The organism is uncultured Parabacteroides sp. (genome assembly GCF_905196875.1).
Lineage (GTDB): Bacteria > Bacteroidota > Bacteroidia > Bacteroidales > Tannerellaceae > Parabacteroides.
Genome location: NZ_CAJJWO010000090.1, coordinates 1 through 19,961, shown reverse-complemented (window position 1 = coordinate 19,961; position 19,961 = coordinate 1). Strand labels below are relative to the sequence as shown.

Annotated in this window: 17 protein-coding genes and 1 pseudogene; 7 read left to right on the top strand and 11 right to left on the bottom strand. The window is 42.5% G+C overall.

Features of this window, described 5'->3' with window-relative positions:
- Positions 1–199, top strand: a pseudogene (locus QZ076_RS19795) (hypothetical protein); the annotation flags it as partial.
- 61 nt (positions 200–260) lie between these two features.
- Here QZ076_RS19795 and QZ076_RS19790 read toward each other — a convergent pair.
- A complete protein-coding gene (locus tag QZ076_RS19790) occupies positions 261–1,586 on the bottom strand; it encodes a PhoH family protein (protein ID WP_293716580.1) in 1,326 nt (441 codons plus the stop codon).
- A gap of 228 nt (positions 1,587–1,814) precedes the next feature.
- Between QZ076_RS19790 and QZ076_RS19785 the strand changes: the two genes are divergently transcribed.
- On the top strand, positions 1,815–3,455 hold the full coding sequence (locus tag QZ076_RS19785) for a beta-N-acetylhexosaminidase (RefSeq protein ID WP_293716578.1): 1,641 nt from the start codon (positions 1,815–1,817) through the stop codon (positions 3,453–3,455).
- Positions 3,456–3,498: 43 nt separating this feature from the next.
- Here the strand turns inward: QZ076_RS19785 and QZ076_RS19780 are convergent, their stop codons facing one another.
- The 8 genes from QZ076_RS19780 to QZ076_RS19745 all read right to left on the bottom strand — a co-directional run bounded on the left by QZ076_RS19780 (position 3,499) and on the right by QZ076_RS19745 (position 10,808).
- On the bottom strand, positions 3,499–4,503 hold the full coding sequence (locus tag QZ076_RS19780; RefSeq protein WP_293716576.1) for a M28 family peptidase: 1,005 nt from the start codon (positions 4,501–4,503) through the stop codon (positions 3,499–3,501).
- Between the two features lie 143 nt (positions 4,504–4,646).
- The gene (locus QZ076_RS19775; RefSeq protein ID WP_293716574.1) at positions 4,647–7,016 is read right to left on the bottom strand and encodes an outer membrane beta-barrel family protein; all 2,370 of its coding nucleotides are present in this window, start codon (positions 7,014–7,016) and stop codon (positions 4,647–4,649) included.
- Between the two features lie 152 nt (positions 7,017–7,168).
- A complete protein-coding gene (locus QZ076_RS19770; RefSeq protein WP_293716572.1) occupies positions 7,169–7,729 on the bottom strand; it encodes a flavin reductase family protein in 561 nt (186 codons plus the stop codon).
- A gap of 6 nt (positions 7,730–7,735) precedes the next feature.
- A complete protein-coding gene (locus tag QZ076_RS19765) occupies positions 7,736–8,272 on the bottom strand; it encodes a flavodoxin (protein WP_293716582.1) in 537 nt (178 codons plus the stop codon).
- Positions 8,273–8,413: 141 nt separating this feature from the next.
- Positions 8,414–8,554, bottom strand: coding sequence for a hypothetical protein (locus QZ076_RS19760; RefSeq protein WP_293716570.1), 141 nt, complete (start codon positions 8,552–8,554; stop codon positions 8,414–8,416).
- Positions 8,555–8,579: 25 nt separating this feature from the next.
- Positions 8,580–9,392, bottom strand: coding sequence for an arsenite methyltransferase (arsM, locus tag QZ076_RS19755; RefSeq protein ID WP_293716568.1), 813 nt, complete (start codon positions 9,390–9,392; stop codon positions 8,580–8,582).
- Positions 9,393–9,440: 48 nt separating this feature from the next.
- On the bottom strand, positions 9,441–9,767 hold the full coding sequence (locus tag QZ076_RS19750) for a metalloregulator ArsR/SmtB family transcription factor (RefSeq protein ID WP_293716566.1): 327 nt from the start codon (positions 9,765–9,767) through the stop codon (positions 9,441–9,443).
- 138 nt (positions 9,768–9,905) lie between these two features.
- Positions 9,906–10,808, bottom strand: coding sequence for a response regulator transcription factor (locus QZ076_RS19745; protein WP_293716564.1), 903 nt, complete (start codon positions 10,806–10,808; stop codon positions 9,906–9,908).
- A gap of 243 nt (positions 10,809–11,051) precedes the next feature.
- Between QZ076_RS19745 and QZ076_RS19740 the strand changes: the two genes are divergently transcribed.
- Entirely contained in the window at positions 11,052–11,618 is a 567-nt protein-coding gene (locus QZ076_RS19740) for a flavodoxin family protein (RefSeq protein WP_293716562.1), read from the top strand.
- Between the two features lie 49 nt (positions 11,619–11,667).
- On the opposite strand, the gene QZ076_RS19735 is transcribed toward QZ076_RS19740, so the two are convergent.
- Positions 11,668–14,529 (bottom strand): hypothetical protein, encoded by a 2,862-nt coding sequence (locus QZ076_RS19735; RefSeq protein ID WP_293716561.1) that lies wholly within the window; start codon positions 14,527–14,529, stop codon positions 11,668–11,670.
- 207 nt (positions 14,530–14,736) lie between these two features.
- On the opposite strand from QZ076_RS19735, the gene QZ076_RS19730 reads away from it, so the two are divergent.
- From QZ076_RS19730 to QZ076_RS19720, 3 genes are read left to right on the top strand one after another with little or no spacing between them, the layout of a single operon-like run.
- Positions 14,737–16,173, top strand: coding sequence for a HAMP domain-containing sensor histidine kinase (locus tag QZ076_RS19730; RefSeq protein WP_293716560.1), 1,437 nt, complete (start codon positions 14,737–14,739; stop codon positions 16,171–16,173).
- Between the two features lie 11 nt (positions 16,174–16,184).
- Complete coding sequence (locus QZ076_RS19725; RefSeq protein WP_293716559.1) at positions 16,185–16,868, top strand: response regulator transcription factor; 684 nt, start codon at positions 16,185–16,187, stop codon at positions 16,866–16,868.
- Positions 16,869–16,889: 21 nt separating this feature from the next.
- A complete protein-coding gene (locus QZ076_RS19720) occupies positions 16,890–18,653 on the top strand; it encodes an SUMF1/EgtB/PvdO family nonheme iron enzyme (protein WP_293716558.1) in 1,764 nt (587 codons plus the stop codon).
- A gap of 5 nt (positions 18,654–18,658) precedes the next feature.
- On the opposite strand, the gene QZ076_RS19715 is transcribed toward QZ076_RS19720, so the two are convergent.
- Entirely contained in the window at positions 18,659–18,913 is a 255-nt protein-coding gene (locus QZ076_RS19715; RefSeq protein WP_293716557.1) for a TIGR03905 family TSCPD domain-containing protein, read from the bottom strand.
- Positions 18,914–18,999: 86 nt separating this feature from the next.
- Between QZ076_RS19715 and QZ076_RS19710 the strand changes: the two genes are divergently transcribed.
- The coding region (locus QZ076_RS19710; RefSeq protein WP_293716555.1) for a Mur ligase family protein at positions 19,000–19,961 on the top strand (962 nt) is incomplete at its 3' end.

Genomic DNA, 19,961 nt, shown 5'->3' with positions numbered 1-19,961 from the left:
AGAAATAGTATTTCCACTAACAGCCGAACAAGATTCTATTGCCATCGAAATTATAAAAAAGATGCCTGGATGGAAAGCCGGAAAAGTAAGAGGAAGGCCAACAAAAATGAAATATACTGTCCCTATCATATTTAAGGACTTCAACAAAATCGAACAAGAGACAGGAAGTGTTCCGGGATGTTTTCAAAGACTTCAATAACAGACTATCTAAATAATATTAATCGGTGCATTTGCTTTTACACAAATGCACCGATTAAATTTTATAACAGATCCGATGCTAACTCAGACAACTGGCTTCGTTCGCCTTTGATCAGATTGATATGGGCAAACAACTCCTGTCCTTTCATCTTATCCACCATATAGGCCAGGCCATTACTCTGGGCATCCAGATACGGAGAGTCGATCTGCTGGATATCACCAGTAAAGACCATTTTCGTTCCTTCTCCGGCACGGGTGATGATCGTCTTGATCTCGTGCGGTGTCAGGTTCTGTGCTTCATCGATAATACAGAATGTTTCCGACAAGCTACGTCCGCGGATAAATGCCAAAGCCTCAATAACCAACTGGTTATTCTTCTGCAGATCATCTATCTTACGAACATCCGGGCTTCCCGGAGCAAACTGGTTCTTAATTACATTCAGGTTATCGAACAAAGGCTGCATATAAGGAGCCACTTTCTGTTTCTCGTCACCCGGTAGGAATCCGATATCTTTGTTCGCCAACGCAACGATCGGACGGGCCAATAAAATTTGTTTGTACAACCCAGCCTGTTTAAGGGCAGCAGCCAGGGCCAGCAACGTCTTTCCGGTTCCGGCTTTACCTGTCAGTCCAACCAGCTTAACATCCGGATCATTCAATATTTCAAAGGCGAAACTCTGCTCGGCATTACGGGGTTGTATCCCATAATTCGAACTCTTTTCCACCTTCTTTACTTTTCCTGTAAAAGGATTATAACGAGCTAAAACAGAAGCACGTATACTCTTCAATATAAAGCATTCGTTCGGCCCCAGTTTTGACTTGAATTCAAACATATCCGCATCGAGTCCGTCCGGTGTCGAATAGATCTTGTCAATCAGGTCAGGATCAATATTTTCATAGGTATCCTGTGCCCGTTCAAAGATATCGACATTGACCACTTTATCGGTGATATAGTCTTCCACCTGAATACCCAAAGCACGGGCTTTCATGCGAAGATTGACATCCTTCGTTACCAGGATAGTTTGTACTTTCGGATTCTTTTCCGCAACAGAAAGTGTACAGGATAAAATCCGGTGATCCGGTGTCTTGTCCGGGAAAGATAATGCAATCTTTTCCTGATATTTATCACCGGTTACCACATGTAATGTTCCTAAACCTGCTCCCAACGAAGCACCCTTCAGGAAGAGATCATTGCTGGTTATCAGATCCAGCTCGCGTACAAATTCACGGGCATTATAATTAATCTGGTCGCTCCCCTTTTTAAACTTATCCAACTCTTCCAACACGACGATAGGAAGATAGATATCATTCTCCTGAAAATTTTCGATACACTTGTAGTCATGCAAGATAACATTGGTATCCAATACAAAATTCTTCTTTGCTCCCATGATCATTTCGATTTAATGATTATCGCTTCTAAGTTAAAAACATTTTTGAGACTTATTTAGTTTAAAAGGTAAAATAAAGTTGAATGACCAATTTATTCCGTTTTTGGGCGAATCGCCGTAATACCTATCCAAATAACAATATCTACCCTCTCGATTCATTCAAATTTAAATCTTGTATGTATATTTGCCGCGCAATGATTTTTTTACAAACAATAAAATCTAACACCTATGATCTTTAGTACTAAAAAACTCAAACTCGTATCTCTGTTTCTATTAACAGCGGCTTGCTCATTCGGGCAAAGTAACACATCCGCATTATTACCTTTACCCAATCACATCGAACAGATTACAGGCAAGAAAAATTTCACTATCACTTCGCAGACAACCGTAAAAACAAATTTGCCGAAACAGGCATTTTGTTTGTTCGAGTTGCAGCGTATATTAAGGGATAGAGTTGGCCAAAGTGCGATTATGGGAGGTTTTACCGCTAGTGGAAACTCCCTGATCGAATTATCGACAGACCCCGGAATACAGGGGAAAGAACATTATGTTCTCGATATATCAGAGAATAAAATCTCCATCAAAGGAGCCACACAAGATGCTCTCTTCTATGGATTGAAAACATTGGACCAGATATTATTGGGAGATGTTTGTAACACAGCAAATAAACAGATCACCCCCATTCGTATCGATGACGAACCTCGTTTCGGCTACCGTGCTCTTATGCTAGACCCGGCCCGTCACTTCCTTCCTGTCGAAGATGTAAAATTCTACATCGATCAGATGGCAAAATACAAATATAATGTACTGCAACTTCACCTGACGGACGATCAGGGTTGGCGTGTCGAAATAAAGAAGCATCCGGGATTGACTGAAACCGGTGCCTTTCGTAATCCCCAAACCGGACCTAACGGACCGGATAACGGTTATTATACCCAGCAACAACTAAAAGACCTCATCCAATATGCAGCCGACAGAAACGTGGAGATCATCCCGGAACTGGATATACCTGGACATACAGTTGCCGTACTGGCTACTTACCCGGAACTCGGCTGTACCCATACCGATACGATCCAAAAAATCATGGGCAAGACGGTTGACCTGATGCTTTGTGCCAATAACGACAAGGTATATACCGTATACGACGATATAATCAAAGAGATAGCCGAACTTTTCCCTTCCTCCAAAATACACCTGGGAGGCGACGAAGCCGTTATCGAAAAGAACTGGACGAAATGCGACCGTTGCCAGTCATTAATGAAGCAGTTAGGTTATACTAAGGAATCGCAGTTGATGAATTATTTCTTCGATAAGATACTGGCTTCTGTCCGCAAATACGGAAAAGAACCGATTTTATGGTGCGAATTGGACAATATCCGTATGCCTGCCAATGAATATCTGTTTGACTATCCCAAAGATGCCACACTGATAACCTGGCGTGCCGGACTTACTCCTAAATGTATCGAACTGACAGCCAAACACGGCAACTCGCTAATCATGGCTCCGGGTGAATACACCTACCTGGATTATCCTCAGCTCAAAGGAGATCTTCCGGAATTCAATAACTGGGGAATGCCTGTTACCACGCTGGAAACCTGTTATCAGTTCGATCCGGGTTACGGACTTCCGGCAGCACAACACGCACATATCCAGGGTATCTGCGGCACATTATGGGGAGAAGCGATAAAAGATATCAATCGGGTAACTTATATGACTTTTCCACGCGGGCTGGCTCTGGCAGAAGCCGGATGGACGCAAATGGAGTATCGTGACTGGGATTCGTTCAAAGAACGGATGTACCCCAATTTGATGAATCTGATGAAACAGGGAGTATCAATCAGGATTCCTTTTGAAATCGTACCCAGATAAAATAAAAAGCGTAGACCGGAATTTATCGATCTACGCTTTTTTATTATTTTTCTCCAGCTTTATAAACCACCTCAAGAACTGTCTGACCAACCGCCTTCAAGGTATTGCGATCTATATTACCCAGATCATCAGCATGTGTATGCCAGTAAAAGCCAAAGCTGTGAGAGCTTTCCGGATCATTATTTATAATATTGATACACGGTATATTACGTCCTTCTATAACAAAGGTATGATCATCCAGTACACCACCACCTTCTTCATTAATAAAGAACTTACCATATCCGAGATCACGTGCGGCACCCCAAACTTTTTCCACTATCTGAGGAGCCGATTCCATAGATGTCATTTCTTTAAAGAATGTCGCATTACGACTACCCACCATATCCAGCAAGATACCATATTCCGCCCGATAATTTATTACGTGAGGATTAGCTGCCCAATATTGCGACCCCAGGCACCAGCTTTCTTTCGGACTATTAGCTGTAATAAAACGGGGTGTACCATAATCTTCCGCATCGAAAAATATAACATCAATACCGATACCCGAATTACTCATACCCAACTGACGACAAATCTCCAACAAGACACCTACTCCACTGGCTCCGTCATCCGCACCGTCAATAGGAACACGCCATTTAGCAGGATCGTGATCGTGATCTGCATACGGACGGGTATCCCAATGGGCAAAAAGAAGTATTCGCCGGGAGTTTTCCAGATTATATGAACCAATAATGTTACGGGCATTCAGACGATCTCCATTATATGCAGTAAGTTTTGCTTCCTGTACATGCACGGTTGCTCCAAAACGTTTCAAGCCATCCACCAGATAATCTCCACAATGCAAATGTGCTTCCGTATTCGGAACACGTGGTCCAAAATCAACCTGAGCTGCCACATAAGTATAAGCACTATCTGAATTGAAGTTCGGTACAGATACTGACAACGTAGATTGCCCTTCTCCTTCCAATGCTTTTCCGGTATTTCTGTTTTTACAGGAAAAACAAGAAAGAAAAATAAATAATAAGAGGGATGCCTTCAAGCCTGTCATTTACATAAGATTAAAATGGAACTAATTTATTCACTTACAAAACTATAAAATAAATACTAAAATCAATTACATTTTACACAAAGCTTAAAATACAGGACTATGAATATTCATCAGACACCGGAATATTAATCAAACTATTCCTATTATTTTCCGAACCGGGAAGTATCTACCTTATCATGTTGTTTGCTCTTATAACCACCGAACTTCCAAATAAAGGAAACCGTCACACAACGTGTATCGTCAATCTTCGTTAAGCGACTATATTGGTTTGCCTGATTGATCTCTACCTTTTTCGGAAGATTGCTTCGGAAGATATTATCGCACTTCAGGAGAACCGTCGCTTTATCATTGGCGAACTGCCATTTCAAACCGGCTGAAACGTTATAAACGGAACCCAGGTCGTAAATACCCTGCACTGCACCTGTTATATAATAACCATTCAAATCCAGCTTCAGGTTTGGACGCGATTTGGAAAGCGTGAACGTATTATTCAAAAAGAATTGTCCAAGATATTTACTGTTATCAAAAAAAATATCATTGAAATGATCGAGTTTCTGACGCATCCTGATTCCCTGTGCCGTAAACTGGCTATTCATGAACTCACCGATACGGAACGGAATAACAGTCCCTATTCCTACCATCAAATTATAATCCATATTCTCATAACGGAACACATTTTTCAGTTCTGTAGAACTTTGATACGGCAACTGGGCAAAGTAATCCGGTTCGTACTGCGCGAAAACCATAAAGGTATACTTCTGTTTAAAAATATAAAGTAACTGTCCTTCATACGAGCAATAAGGTTTCAAAGCCGGATTTCCTACAACTTCCGAATAAGAATTCATAGGTGTAGACTGTGGCGTGATATCCCAGTAAGAAGGATAGGTCTTTTCACTGTTCACATTCAGTTGCATTATATGCAATGGAGTAAATGTATAAGTTAACGATGCATTCGGGAAGAAAGTCCAGTCATTCCAAAGAGTCGACTTCTTTCCATTCGAAGTATAATCCGACTTAAAATACTCCCCTTTTACAGATGCGGTTGCAGAGAAATGATCACCAAAGTCTTTTGACGCTTCCAGAAAGACATTTCCGGTATATTCTTTCTGCAAATTATTTTCAAGCGATTCCGGATCAAGTTCATACCCGTTACCTTTATTATATAGATAATCATTATACGTTTTGGAAGAGGTGTAGCCACCGTGGACACCGTAATTCAGTGTCCACCCGGTAGCAAAAGTGTGTGTATGGTTGGCAAATAGTGCCCATTGTGAAATATTTTGACGGGAATTATTATTCATATCCGTCAATGTTTCCTCACCGCGTTTTTCCAGGAAATGTTGGAAAGAAGGCGAACGATACTTAGTAAAATCAATCCCTGCCATTAAACCGCTATGACTGTCGTATTGAAAACGAACATTATGCAATGTCGCATCGTCATCCCCATTCGTACTACTGAAACGCTGATCGGAAGAAAAGGACTTCTCCGGAGTCAGAAAAGACGTTTCAGCAGAACGATGTGTTTTGGTATTGCTGCCTCCCAGATAATAAGTAGCCGAGAGTTTATCTTTATTTTTAAATGTATAGTCCATGCCCAACCGCATATCTCCATTCATAACATTACTGTTTCCACGTCCGGTCTGGTTGATCTCAGTAACTTGATTTTTAAGCGTATGACGGGCCATGATGTCCTCTCCCACAAACCCACGCCCTTTCCCCCCGGTCATCAGGAAATCAATATTCAGGTTCGAAGTGGTGTATAGCAAATTAGCATGCGCCTTACCTGCAGCGTAATGCTTCTGAAGATAATCAGCTCCTACTTCACCCTGCAAGGCAGTACCGTCAGCAACTCCGCTATCCAGCACGACGTTGATCAAAGCTCCCCGGATATTGTATTTAGCCGGAGCATTATACATCACTTCCACATTCTTTACTCGTGAAGAGGGAACACTCTTCAGAAGTGTGATAAGCTGGTCGAGCGACATGGTTGTAAGTTGCCCGTTCAATACGATCTGCGGCGACCCGGCTCCCAACAATTGTATCTCGTCGGATCCTCCGATAATTCCGGGCAATTGCTTCACGACTTCAAAAGCATTACTGACTGATTTATCTTTCATCAGTTGCGGAACATCGTACTTCAATGCGCCGTTCTCTACTTTAACCTTCGGACGTTCGGCTTTTACCACCACTCCGTCCAGCTCATAATCTTTAGCTGTCAGACGAATCGTTCCGGCATCCGCCTGTGAAATTTCCTGTTGGAAAGGTTCGTATAAAAGATGTTGGAAGAGAAGTCTGTAAACCTGATTAGCTGCCCGGTTCAGGTTAAACTGTCCGAGACTATCGGTCACCACTGCATCCACATAAACGGAATCCAATGTCTGAAGTACGACAGCTACGCCATCTACCGGAATATTATCCGTATCGGTTACCTTTCCGTGAATCGTATTTTGAGCGATCAACATCCCATTACCGGTAACCAGCAAAAACATCATGTAGTAAAGTATTCGTTTCATATCCATCGATTTTATTTATTTCTCATTGCAAAGGAAAGGAGTTACAATGAGAAACTGTGTTACCGTTGGCTTATGAAGTGTTATTTAGTCTTATCATCGAATGTAAAGCGATATCCTATAATATAGAGATAAGCTTTCATTACAGACATTCCTTATTTCAATTTCTTACCATCGGAAAAAGCATTACCTACCTTTTTACCGACTTCCAGGTAATCGTTATTGAACGGGTCGAATATAATGGGAGACACTTTGGATACATCCACCTTACCATTTTCATCGAGAACGCGCTCATCTACGCTTACGTTTATTATTTCACCTCGCAAAATACAGGTTTCTGGGTTATAGTCCTTCAATTTACATTCCAGTACTACAGACAATTCGTCAATCAACGGTGCATCCACAAACTCCGAACGGGTAGCATGAAAACCTGCACGGGCGAATTTATCCGATACCTTATTACCGGAAACAATACCTACATAATCACATGCAAACACCTGCCCGGCTTCTGCCATACTCACGGTAAAAGCCTTACGCTTCAGGATATTTGCAGTCGTTTTATGTCCCTCACTGATACAAATACTAATTTCATGCATTTCACTGATACCACCCCAGGCGGCATTCATAGCATTGGGAGTACCATTTTCATCATAAGCAGCGATAATAAACACCGGCTGCGGATAAGTAAAGGGCTTTGCCCCAAAATTCTTTCTCATAATAATTTATTTTTTAGTCCATTTCTTAATATCTTCCTTAGTCGCACCATTCAGAAGTCGACCCTTCTGCCATTTCATATCAGGATAGGTTTCCTGTAGCTCTTTTTCTGCATTAGTAATACTGCTGCTCCCCGATGTTGCAAACGAAATAATCGTCTTGCCTGCAAAATCATTGCTTTCAATAAAAGTATTGATGATTCTTGGAACAGAATTCCACCAAATAGGGAAACCTATATAAATGGTATCGTAACCTGCAAAATTTTCAGATTTAGAATTCAACGCAGGGCGTGATTTGACATCTGACATCTCAACACTGCTACGCGAGGATTTGTCATGCCAATCCAAGTCTGCAGCGACGTATTCTTTTTCAGGTTGTATTTCATAGAGCGTTCCACCTGTAACTTCTACAATCAACTTAGCTGCTTTCTCCGTTGTTCCTGTTGCCGAAAAATAAGCAACCAATGTCTTATCACTTTGCTTCTGTGCATTTATGGGGATACATAATATCATGATCACTACCATAATCATACCTTTAACCTTCATTGCTGTCATATGTAATTTTTATTTCTATTTGTTATGACACAAAATTACAGAATAGTATCCAATATAAAAGTATATAAATCACTGATTATCTAACCCAAATTACTGATCGTAGTACTGGTAAACCTCGTCCACGCTCGCTTATCATGCAACGTAGCGTCCCATTCCACATTCCGTTTCCATGGACCGAAACCACACTCCGTCAAGTGCATAAATATTTCTGGCATATATTCTTACCAAATCTTTTAATTCCTCTTCCGTCAATAAGTCAAGCTGATCTGTCATATTCTTCAAATTAAAATAGCTACTACTATATTTTTTCACCGGTCACGGTGATGGAATATATCCCTACATTCCCTGCTTTATAGCCGGATATTGTCGATTCATCCAAGTGTTCTTCCAATACCTCGTCAGGAATCAGGACTGTTTTTGTCCGTTTGACTTCGATATTTGCAAATGCCGCCTTTTCAATCTCTGCCAAATAATCTTCCCGTTGAATCGCACTGGCAATACAACCGGCATACATGGATGCATTGTCCGTAAACTCTTTTGGAAATATACCGTTCAAAACCACATCCGATACACAAAAATGACCTCCGTGTTTGAGAACACGATGTATTTCTTTGAAAATCTTATTCTTTTCAGGAAGAAGATTCAAGACGCAATTACTTACGACCACATCTATTGAATTATCAGCCAGTGGTATGTCTTCTATATCTCCTTCGATAAATTCCACATTCGTATACCCTCGTTTTATCGCATTTTTACGAGCTTTCTCAATCATTTGCGGAGAAAAATCAATCCCGATCACTTTACCGCTTTCACCTGTTTCGGCTCTGGCAATAAAACAGTCGTTACCAGCTCCCGACCCCAAGTCCAAAACTATATCTCCTTCCTTTATACCGGCATATTGGGTAGGCAGTCCGCACCCTACCCCCAAATCGGCATCAGCTTCATATCCTTTCAGCTGGCTGTAATCCTCACTCATTATGGTAAAGACCTTTTTTGAGGGAGCCATAGGTTTTGTACCGCAACAACAACCGGATTTTAATAAATCACTGTTTAGTGCCAGTTGGCTATACTGTTCTTTGACTAATGCTTTTTTCTCTTCGTTCGTTTTCATATATATAATTTTAAGCGATCCGTACTTATACGGAGATAATGAATATTTCTATTTATTATTACAGTTTTCTTTCTTTTTGATAGCGACAAAGAATAAAGAAAATAAGTTTTTAGCCTCTTCCCAATTCTCCTGATTAATGCAATACTTAACTGTAGGAGGAATAATTTCTCCTTGTATCAATTCGGCATCTTTCAGTTCTTTCAAATGCTGTGAAAGGGTACTTTTGGCAATTGGCAGTACCTCCGACATGTCCCCATGATAACAACATTCCTGACTTGCCAACATTTGCAATATGGCTATACGGATAGGATGCCCCAATGCTTTAGCAAAACGGGCCAATCTTTCTTGTTCAGTTGTAAAATCTTTTCTTGACATAGAATAAAAATATTATTCGCAAATATACGAACAATATTCTATTCGTAATATCACGAACAATTATTTATTCTTTTTTAATACATAATTTCCCGACTTAGTCATCACAATGACTTCACGCACTTATCAAAATGACAACTTTCAATTTTGTGAATAATGGTAATCGCTAGGTGCAACACCCGTTATTTTTTTGAATATAAGACTGAAATACTGCACATTCGGATACCCAAGTTGACGGGCTATGATGGCTGGTGTGGCATCGGATTTCAGTAACATCCGTTTAGCAACTTCTAACCGTTTGAGTTCGAAATACTGTTCCAGCGTCTTGCCTGTTTCAAATTTCAGCAGGTCGTTGAAATAGGATGTGGAAAGATTGAGTCTCTCCGCAAGATAGTCGGCTGCAGGCAGTTTACCATTTTGCAGTCTACCGGAACTTATATAATCATCGAGCAATTGTTCCATTTTTTCCAGAATAGTCTTATTCTCATTCTCACGGGTGATAAACTGACGTTCGTAGTAGCGGGTACAATAGTCCAGCAACAATTCGATATACCGGGAGAGGATAGTGCTACTATGCATATCAATCGAGTGATGCAGTTCTTCTTCTATATTCCATAGACAGCAGGTGACTTTTTCCGTTTCATGCTGTGACAGGTGTAATGCCTCATCCTTGCGATAGTGGAAAAATGTGTAATTCTCTATGTGATTCTTCAGTGTGGTCTGAAATAGCAAGTCCGGGTGAAACACCAGCAGGTAGCCTTTGCCGGGCAAGGTTTTCTCCTCACTCATACGGAAAATTTCACCAGGGGTAAGAAATACCATTGTTGCATTGGAATAATCATAGTATTTCCGTCCGCAACATGAAGATTCATCAGGGTAATTCTCTATCAGAAGGATAGCATAAAACTCAAACTTGACGGTATCCTGTTCTAACGATGGGTTCTCCAGATTGATAAGACTTACCTGCGGATGCAACGTCTTGCAGGCCAGGCAACAGTTACAATCATATACGGTCTTAAAATCCAATGTTTTTTTCTTTTCCATATCCTACTTACAGATTATTCAGTGTACAGTATTCGTATCTCGATTACAAAAATACCGGATACTTCCGTCACTTCTACAACCCAAATTACGGATTGTATAACCTTGTTTACGGATTACATAAACTTACATATTCTCTCTGCATCATAAATCTGTAATTGGGGTTATGCAATCCGTAATTTATCTACCAAGAAAACTCTTCTTTATTCCGAACTTTGTAGCAGAAAATATAAATAACATAAGAATATGCCAAAGAAAGTTTTGATTTTATCATCCAGCCCGCGTCGAGGAGGAAACTCCGACATGCTTTGTGATGAATTTATGCGTGGTGCAATGGATAGCAACAATAAAGTGGAGAAAGTATTTCTCCGAGACAAGACAATACATCCTTGCTTGGGGTGCAGCGTATGCAGCCAATACAAAAAACCGTGTCCGCAAAAAGACGATGCTGCCGAAATCATCGACAAAATACTACGGGCAGACATTATTGTCATGGCAACTCCTGTTTATTTCTATGCTATGAGTGCACAGATGAAAATGCTGATAGACCGTTGCTGCGGCCCTTATACGGAAATGAGAAACAAGGAGTTTTATTTCATAGCTACCGCAGCAGAGGATGATCCTGCAATAATGGAACGTATCGTAACCAACTTCAAAGGATTCCTCGATTGTCTGGAAAATCCGACAATAAAAGGATATGTATTCTGCGGAGGTGTATGGCATGTTGGAGAGATTAAGGGTAACCCTGTTCTGCAAGAGGCGTATGAGATGGGACGAAAATGTAACAGACTCAATCATTTCTGCTGCCTATAGGCAACTCGGGGCTTATTAAAGAAGTTTCAAGTAGCGTTGTTACCCCGCATTAAAAACTAATTGAGAATAGCATCTCTGCCTGGAATTTGCCATAGTTAATTGGCTGTATCAGACGCACACCCGTAGTTAAAGGGAAAGTCATACGAAGGAGATTCCAGTCGAATATCAGGTCAGTACCATACGAGCTTTGGGTAGTCCATCCCCCGGCCTTACGGGCCTCGTTACGAGTTAGGTCATAAAAAAGATTCGCCCTCAAACGACGGATGTAAACGAATTGTCCCAGACTTAAATCGGGTGAAAAGATCGAAAAGGCATAATCTGCCTTGAACGCCCATTGCTGGCGGGTCTGATACAAATAATTATACCCGCGTGTTTCATCGAGCAAACGTTTGGGAAGATACAACGACTTTCCGTCCAATGTCTGATATTGATAACCGAAACGAAGCATCAAACCATGATTACGAATAATTCCCGGCCAATAAGTCGTCAGACGTGCAGCATATAAATCCCCATAATTCTCTGTATTGAAGGGAGAATACAGATACTGCAAACGAACCTGATATCCCCAGCGAGGCAAAATATCACGTTGTGCCAGCTGCCGATAATTATAAAATCGTAACTCAGGTAAGATATACTGGAAATTTCTAAACTTCCTACTCTCGAACTGCTGGTATCTATTATTGGTATAATAATAGGTAAGAGAAGGCTGAATACCACGTGTATAATGATTTCTTGTCAGGTTAAAAGGCAGATAAACGCGGACATCGGCTTCCAATTGGTTACGATGGGTATATTGCAATTGAGTAACTTCTTTCCCTTCCTCATTCTTAGTCCAGCTCATATCGAATGCTTTCTCTCCATAATCGAGAGCCAGGTCGAACACTGGAAACCAACCTTTATAGGTAAAAGCCATCCTACCGTGGTGATACCCTTTCTTATAATACCAACCGGCCTGCATGATAGCCGTATTCAACGAATTCTGCGATAATACCATGACACCGGGCTTTACGATGGTAGCCAGATCATCGGCTCCACTGTTCATCGCCTCGGCCACATCATAATAGAACGGAGCCCAGCTATGTATTTTAAACGTATGCAATCCTTTCCGGTATGGTACAGGATTGAAGTCGATCGAATCCATCCGGACCGAATCCAGATTGAACTGTTCCTGTTCTGCCAGTGTCTCTGCTAAAGGGAAACGATACGGCTGGCCCAAATTCGTGGCCTCTGCCAATAAACTATCTGTCGGTAGGGAAGCCACCCGGTATCCTTTTGCCTGATAATCCGAAAAGAATAAACGGTCCCCTTGCGGATCGAAAGCCGGGTCGAAAGCACCGAACCGGGAAGAGGTCAAGCGATAAGCCAGACTGTCCGAAAGATTCAGGCTATAAATATTATTCGTACCGGAAACACCAGATTCAAAGAACAAGCGTCCTTTATTCCAGACCGGAGCGGTAATATTGGCAGAAGTAGCCTCTATCAGTTCGGTCCAATCACCAGTTTGAGTATTCAATTGCAGAATCCCTATTCCGGCATCGCTGACAGCTATGGCGATCGCATTCCCATCTTCTCCGAACGTCAACTCTTTGATAAAAGCATTGTCGGGTACATCGAAACAGACCCGTTCTTTTCCATTTTCCAGATCGACCAGTACAAGTTCACTCTTCCCGGCTATAGTAAAACGGGAAACGGCAGCCGTCTTTCCAGCCTCATCGATAGCAGGTGCCAGATAACGTTGACACGGAGTGAGAGTCGTAATATGTCCGGTTGCCAGATCATAACGTTTCAATACTGAATAATTCTCATGTGTCCAGCGAAGCCCCGGTACAATTTCAGTCCAGAAAACCTGTCCGTTACGAAGGTTAAGACGACTGTTGATACGTCCGATATAGCTCAAACGCTTTTCTTTTCCATTTGTCAGTAAGACCAGGGAGTTCAGATCTTCCAAACCGGATTTAACTGCAATAACAGAAGAGTCGTTCAATAACTGGGGATACCGGTAAGAGGTATATTTATCTTGCGCCGGAGAAAGATAAGAAGGAACAAGTACAGCCGTATCTTGCTTCTTCCATTCATCCAGCAGATAATCAAATGTTTCCTTATAATGCTTATCTATACTGATCCCCGTATGATGTTTGAAGGCCGAAGAAAAAAGGAACGGGACAGACACATAGCGACTCGTCGTTTTGTCCCAGATATCACTGCCATAACGATAACGGGCATAAGAGGTCAGATCGTACCCCAACGCATAATAATCGCCGGTATAATCTTTATAAGAGCCGAGCAGTAACTTATCAAACGAAAACAATTTTCCGTCTCCCAGCATCTGGGCACGATAGGTCATATTGAATTCCGGCAACCGTCCCCGTCCGGCATTCGACATAGCCGTTTCAGTACTTACCGCATCCCCTTCCAGAAACCAGGTCGGTAAAAAGAAGGCGGCCACACCCGCAGCCTGCTCCCCTATTATATAATACAATGGCCGGAATATACCATGCATCAGTTTTCCCATCTGAATCACATGGCGCGATTCATGCAACACCAGATGCTTGTCCCAGCTTTGCGCATCCAGTTTCGACGAAGGAGTCGTAATCAACTCCATACGGCGCGGCGCCCACGAAACCAGTCCGTTCGACGACATACTGCTAGGATGGAGAATAACCGGAAATTTGATCTTCATCGGTTCTCCTATCGTCTTCTTAACGCGCGGATATACATTTTCAAGATATAAAGCATACCGGTAAGCCATTGAATCGTTGCCCTGAGGATAAATAAGATTGTAGTGCGGCAACTTCGCTACATTCCATTTAAACCGGGCCGGATCCGCACCATAATCCAGAAACTGAGCTTGTAATTCAGAAGTAATCAGCGAACAAGCTGACAATATGAAAAGGTATCTTAATATCGACATCTGGCTATCTTATAGGAAATAAGGCGCAAAGCTATAAAATAAAATGGACTTTTTATAACAAAAGATATATGCTTTGACAACAAAAGATATATGTTTTGACGACGAAACATATATGCATTGATATCACAAAAGTGTTATTTAGTCTTACCGTAATCCCAAACTCCCAAACATATCCATTATTTTTGCCTGAAAGATCAGGAACAATATATGAAAACCAAATTAAGTTTCAAAATCATAGCTACTTTGATAAGTTTATCGCTGGCGGCATTGTTATTTTCACAGGGATATTGGTTGAAAGGGCTCTACGATTCCACCTGGGAGCAAGTAAACGGGAATATACAGGATGCCATGCGTATGGCCGATTATAAGGAACTTTTCATCCGAATGGACTCGCTGACAGAGAACAAAAGCCCAGGAACAATAACTTCAAAAATCGAACTGTCGAAAGACAGCACAGAAGAGATTTCCCGAAACGGATTAATGGATACCTTCTCTGTAAAAACAGATAAAAACCCATTCAAATACGACGAAACTGCCGAATCGCTTAACGAATACCTGGCTCTGTTGACCTCGATGGAAGGTCAGATACAGGGAGCCTTACATGAGAAGCTCGATTCATTGAAACCGATCGACTATGCTTTATTCGAAAGTTTGCTGGTTCAGGAACTCAAACAGCACGATATTTCTGTCCCCTATAAACTGGAAGTAATTCAGGTAAAGGACAGCCTGCCGGAAACTGTTATGACATTCCGATCGGCCGACACACTCAGTACCAAAGGTTTAAAATTCACCTACCCGATCAAAGGTACACAGCCGGAGGCATATTACCGACTAACATTAAAAACACCCTTCCAGTTGGTCTTCAAACAAATGTCAGGGATACTTATTTCATCCTTCTTATTGGTCCTCCTGATCCTGATCGCATTCGTTTACCTGATTTATACCATCCTTCGCCAGAAAACAGTGGAAGAATTAAAGACGGATTTCACCAACAATATGACACACGAGTTGAAAACGCCTATCTCCGTTGCCTATGCAGCCAATGACGTTTTGCTTAATTACGACACCAACGTCAGCGAGAAACAGAAAAAATACCTGAGTATCGTTCGCGAGCAGCTCACTCAGTTGACCGGCCTCGTAGAACAGATCCTTACTCTCTCCGTGGAAAATCGCAATACCTTCCGCCTGAAGCAGGAATCGATCCTTATCTCCGATTTAATCGCTCCGCTCATTGAACAGCATAAACTGAAAGCCGGTAAACCAGTCAACATAACGACAAATATACCAGAGGCAATTGCAGTATTTGCCGACCGGACGCATTTCTATAACATACTGGGTAACCTGATCGACAATGCTGTAAAATACTCCGGAGATAATCCGGCTGAAATTTTTATCAGTGCCGAAACGCTGTCGAATGAGATCCGTGTATCCGTTACGGACAATGGTATCGGTATCAGCGAGGCAAACCAGCAACAAATATTCGACAAGTTTTACCGCGTACCCAGTGGCAACCTGCATAACGTAAAAGGGTTTGGGCTGGGATTATATTATGTAAAAGATATGATGTCGAAACATGGAGGATCGGTCACCGTGAAAAGCCAACCGGGCAAAGGAACCACATTCACCCTTCATTTCAAAAACTAAAAGAAAAGACAATGGCAAAGATAAAAGTATTATTAGTAGAAGACGAGCCGACACTGGCAATGATCATCAAAGATACGCTGGACGGTGAAGAGTTCGATATCGTATTGGCAGCCAACGGTGAAGAAGGACTGGCGCTTTACAAAGAAGTTAAACCAGATATTATCGTGACCGACATCATGATGCCTAAAATAGACGGCTTTACCCTGATACGGCATATCCGTAAAACAGACAGCCAGATACCGGTCCTTTTCCTTTCTGCCCGTTCTGCCGCCAATGATGTGGTTGAAGGTTTCGAACTCGGTGGCAACGATTACCTGAAAAAGCCTTTTGGTATGGCGGAGCTGATCGTTCGTATCAAAGCCTTGTTGAACAAGATCACTGTCCGGAAGGAAGAAAAATCGACCTTTACTCTCGGACAATACACCTTCGATGCGATCACACAAACGCTCCTCTATTGCGGAGATAAGCAACTCCTGAGCAACCGTGAATCGGAAATACTCAAACGGCTTTGCGAAAACAAAGACCAGGTATTGCCGATGAAAGGCGTACTATTAGACCTTTGGGGCGACGATTCCTTCTTCAACGCCCGCAGCTTGCACGTCTTTATTACAAAACTGCGACACAAACTGTCGAAAGACGAATCGATAAAGATACTGAATGTCCGGGGAATCGGATACAAACTGATAATCGATTAAATAACCTTATAAACGATCTGCATGAAGACCAGAATATTTCTATCGATACTATTTACCTGTTTCAGCCTCTTCCTGGTGGCTAATAACGGCTCGTATGTTATACAAGCACATATAGAAGGAGTAAAAGACGGTACTGTATTCTTCCTTAAACAATTCGAAAACCAACGTATCATCAACTCCATGCGAATCGAAAAAGGAAAATTCCTGATGAAAGGAACATTAGCCGATACTCCCCAGCATCTATGGTTATGCACAACGATAGATGATGAATTTTACCATTGCGACCTGCTCATAGACTACGATACACTTTATGTAAAAGGACACCTCTCCGACTTCCCAAACGGACTTCATTTCGAAGGGGCTGGTACACATACGGGATATGCTGTTTACCTGGAGGAAACACACGAGCTCAACAAAAGGATCGACAGCTTGAGTGCCGTCTCGATGGCTCAACACGAATTAGGAGCTATCGGCCAAAAACGCTCCGATGGAAAAAGAAAAAAACAACCGGCTTTTCTTCAATCCCTGAATAATCTGAAAACCCAACCGGTACGGGGAAGCCTGGAACTGGAAGTAGATATCGAACTGCATGCAGTCCAACGGGAAAGGGATTCCGTCCGCATTGCTTTTATCGGGGAAAATATGGATAAATATGCCGGCCAGTTCCTTCTGACCCGTATCATGAAGAAACTATCACCCGATTCACTCAGGCAGTTCTATCGCCTGATCCCGGTAGAAATGAAAAAAACGAAATTCGCCCGTATAATCAGTAACCAGATCAATCCTTACGCCGACAATTGCATCCGGCAGGCAGACAACCTGCTTTCATTGGACGGCACTCCCGTCAAAATACATCAATATACGGAAGAAGCATACAAATTATACGAGCAGGGGGTCCGTCTGGACCCTGAACGCACTGACGGATATATTGCACTGGCTACCATGTACCAACGGCTACTCCCGCTGAAAGGCAATGAAGCCTACGACATATCTATCTCCTATCTCAATAAATTCATTGAAAGCGATGTCAGGGAAGAAGACCGCGACGAAGCTCAGAAACGGATAAAAGAGATAGAATTCCGGAAGTGGTTATCAACCAATGTCAATCCGGAAATGATAGAGGTAAAAGGAAGTATTTTCAAAATGGGATCGACCTATAAAGAAGACAACAATCCGCCTCATGAAGTTAAAGTAAACAGTTTCTCCATCAGCAAATATGAAATTACCAACTTCCAGTTTGCCGAGTTCCTGAAAACATACGAAAGTAATGTGATCAAAGAAGGTCCCGACGCGGGACAGCCTTTATATTATGAATGTAACTGGGGAATCCAGAACGGGAAACCGGTTTCCGGTTACGAAGCCCACCCCGCCATTTACATCACCTGGTACGGAGCGAAAGCTTATTGCCAATGGGCCGGCGGACGTCTGCCGACAGAAGAAGAGTGGGAATATGCAGCCCGTGGAGGAATGTACGGAAAACGGGATCATTTATACAGCGGTGGAATGGAACTCGACAGTCTCGGATGGTATGCCGGAAACTCCGGAGGCAAACCACACCCGGTCGGCATGAAGGAACCCAATGAGTTGGGTATCCACGATATGAGCGGTAATGTGTGGGAATGGTGCTCCGACAGTTTTGAAAAAGAAGGCAGGCTATATGCCATCGTACGCGGTGGTACCTGGTTTAACGAACGGGCAAACTGTCGCCCTACCTGCCATTACTACATCTATCCGGGAAGTAAGCACTTCAACAACGGATTCAGGTTAGTGAAAGATATTCCGTAAATTCTTCAACTAAGCTTCTTTAAGGCCTGTGCCAACTGATCCGGACAGGAGGTGCCCCGTTCACGGCAGTCGATACCTTCCAACCGTCGGATGGCGTCCTGTACTCCCATACCGATCAAGAGTTTACTCAGTCCCTGAGTATTGCCCTGGCAACCGCCTACAATCTGCACACAGGTAATAATATTATCTTCCGCATCCACAATCATCATTTTAGAACATACTCCACCGATCGGAGTATAAGCTACACGTTGTTTATTCATCTCCTTTCTACTCTTATTTTTATATTAACAGGGTGCAAAGGTATAAATAAAATTAACTACTTTTGCCAATTATAAAAACGAACAGCATGACTTACGAAGAAACGCTTCACTATCTATATACAAGCATTCCGGTATTTCAGCACAGCGGAGCTTCCGCTTACAAACCGGGACTGGATACCAGTATCGCACTCGACAACTATCTGGGAAATCCTCATAAAGCCTATAAAACGATTCACGTAGGAGGAACGAACGGGAAAGGTTCCGTCAGCCACTTACTAGCTGCGATCCTCCGGCAGGCCGGATATAAAGTAGGACTTTTCACCTCTCCCCACCTGATCGACTTCCGCGAACGTATCCGCGTAAATGGTAAAATGATTCCCCGGGAATATGTTGTAGATTTTGTAGAACGCCATCGTACCACCTTCGAACCCCTTCATCCTTCCTTCTTTGAACTGACCTCTACCATGGCTTTCGATTATTTCCGGGCTGAAAAGGTAGACTTCGCCGTTATAGAAGTAGGTATGGGCGGACGCCTGGACAGTACGAATATCATTACTCCGATCCTAAGTATCATCACGAACATCAGCCTCGATCATACCCAGTTCCTGGGCGATACGGTTGAGAAGATCGCTTTTGAAAAAGCAGGGATCATCAAACCGAATGCACCTGCATTGGTCGGAGAAGTGTATAGCCACAGTGTAGCCAAAGTATTTTCCGAAGCGGCAGTTAAAAACGACACACTGGTTTATTTTGCATCCGAAGAGGATTTGCTCGGAGAGTCTTACCTGATGGATACCGGAGAATGGTACCTAGATTCCGTCGAATACGGACAATTGTTCGGAGAACTGGGCGGCGTAGTCCAGATAAGGAATGCTAAAACCGTACTGGCAGCCCTCAACTTGCTCAATAGTGTGGGAGTCGATATTCCACAGGAAGCCGTACGCGAAGGTTTCGAACGTGTGGTAGAACTGACCGGATTGATGGGACGTTGGCAGACCTTACGGGAAAAACCGAAGGTGATATGCGACACTGGCCATAACATAGGCGG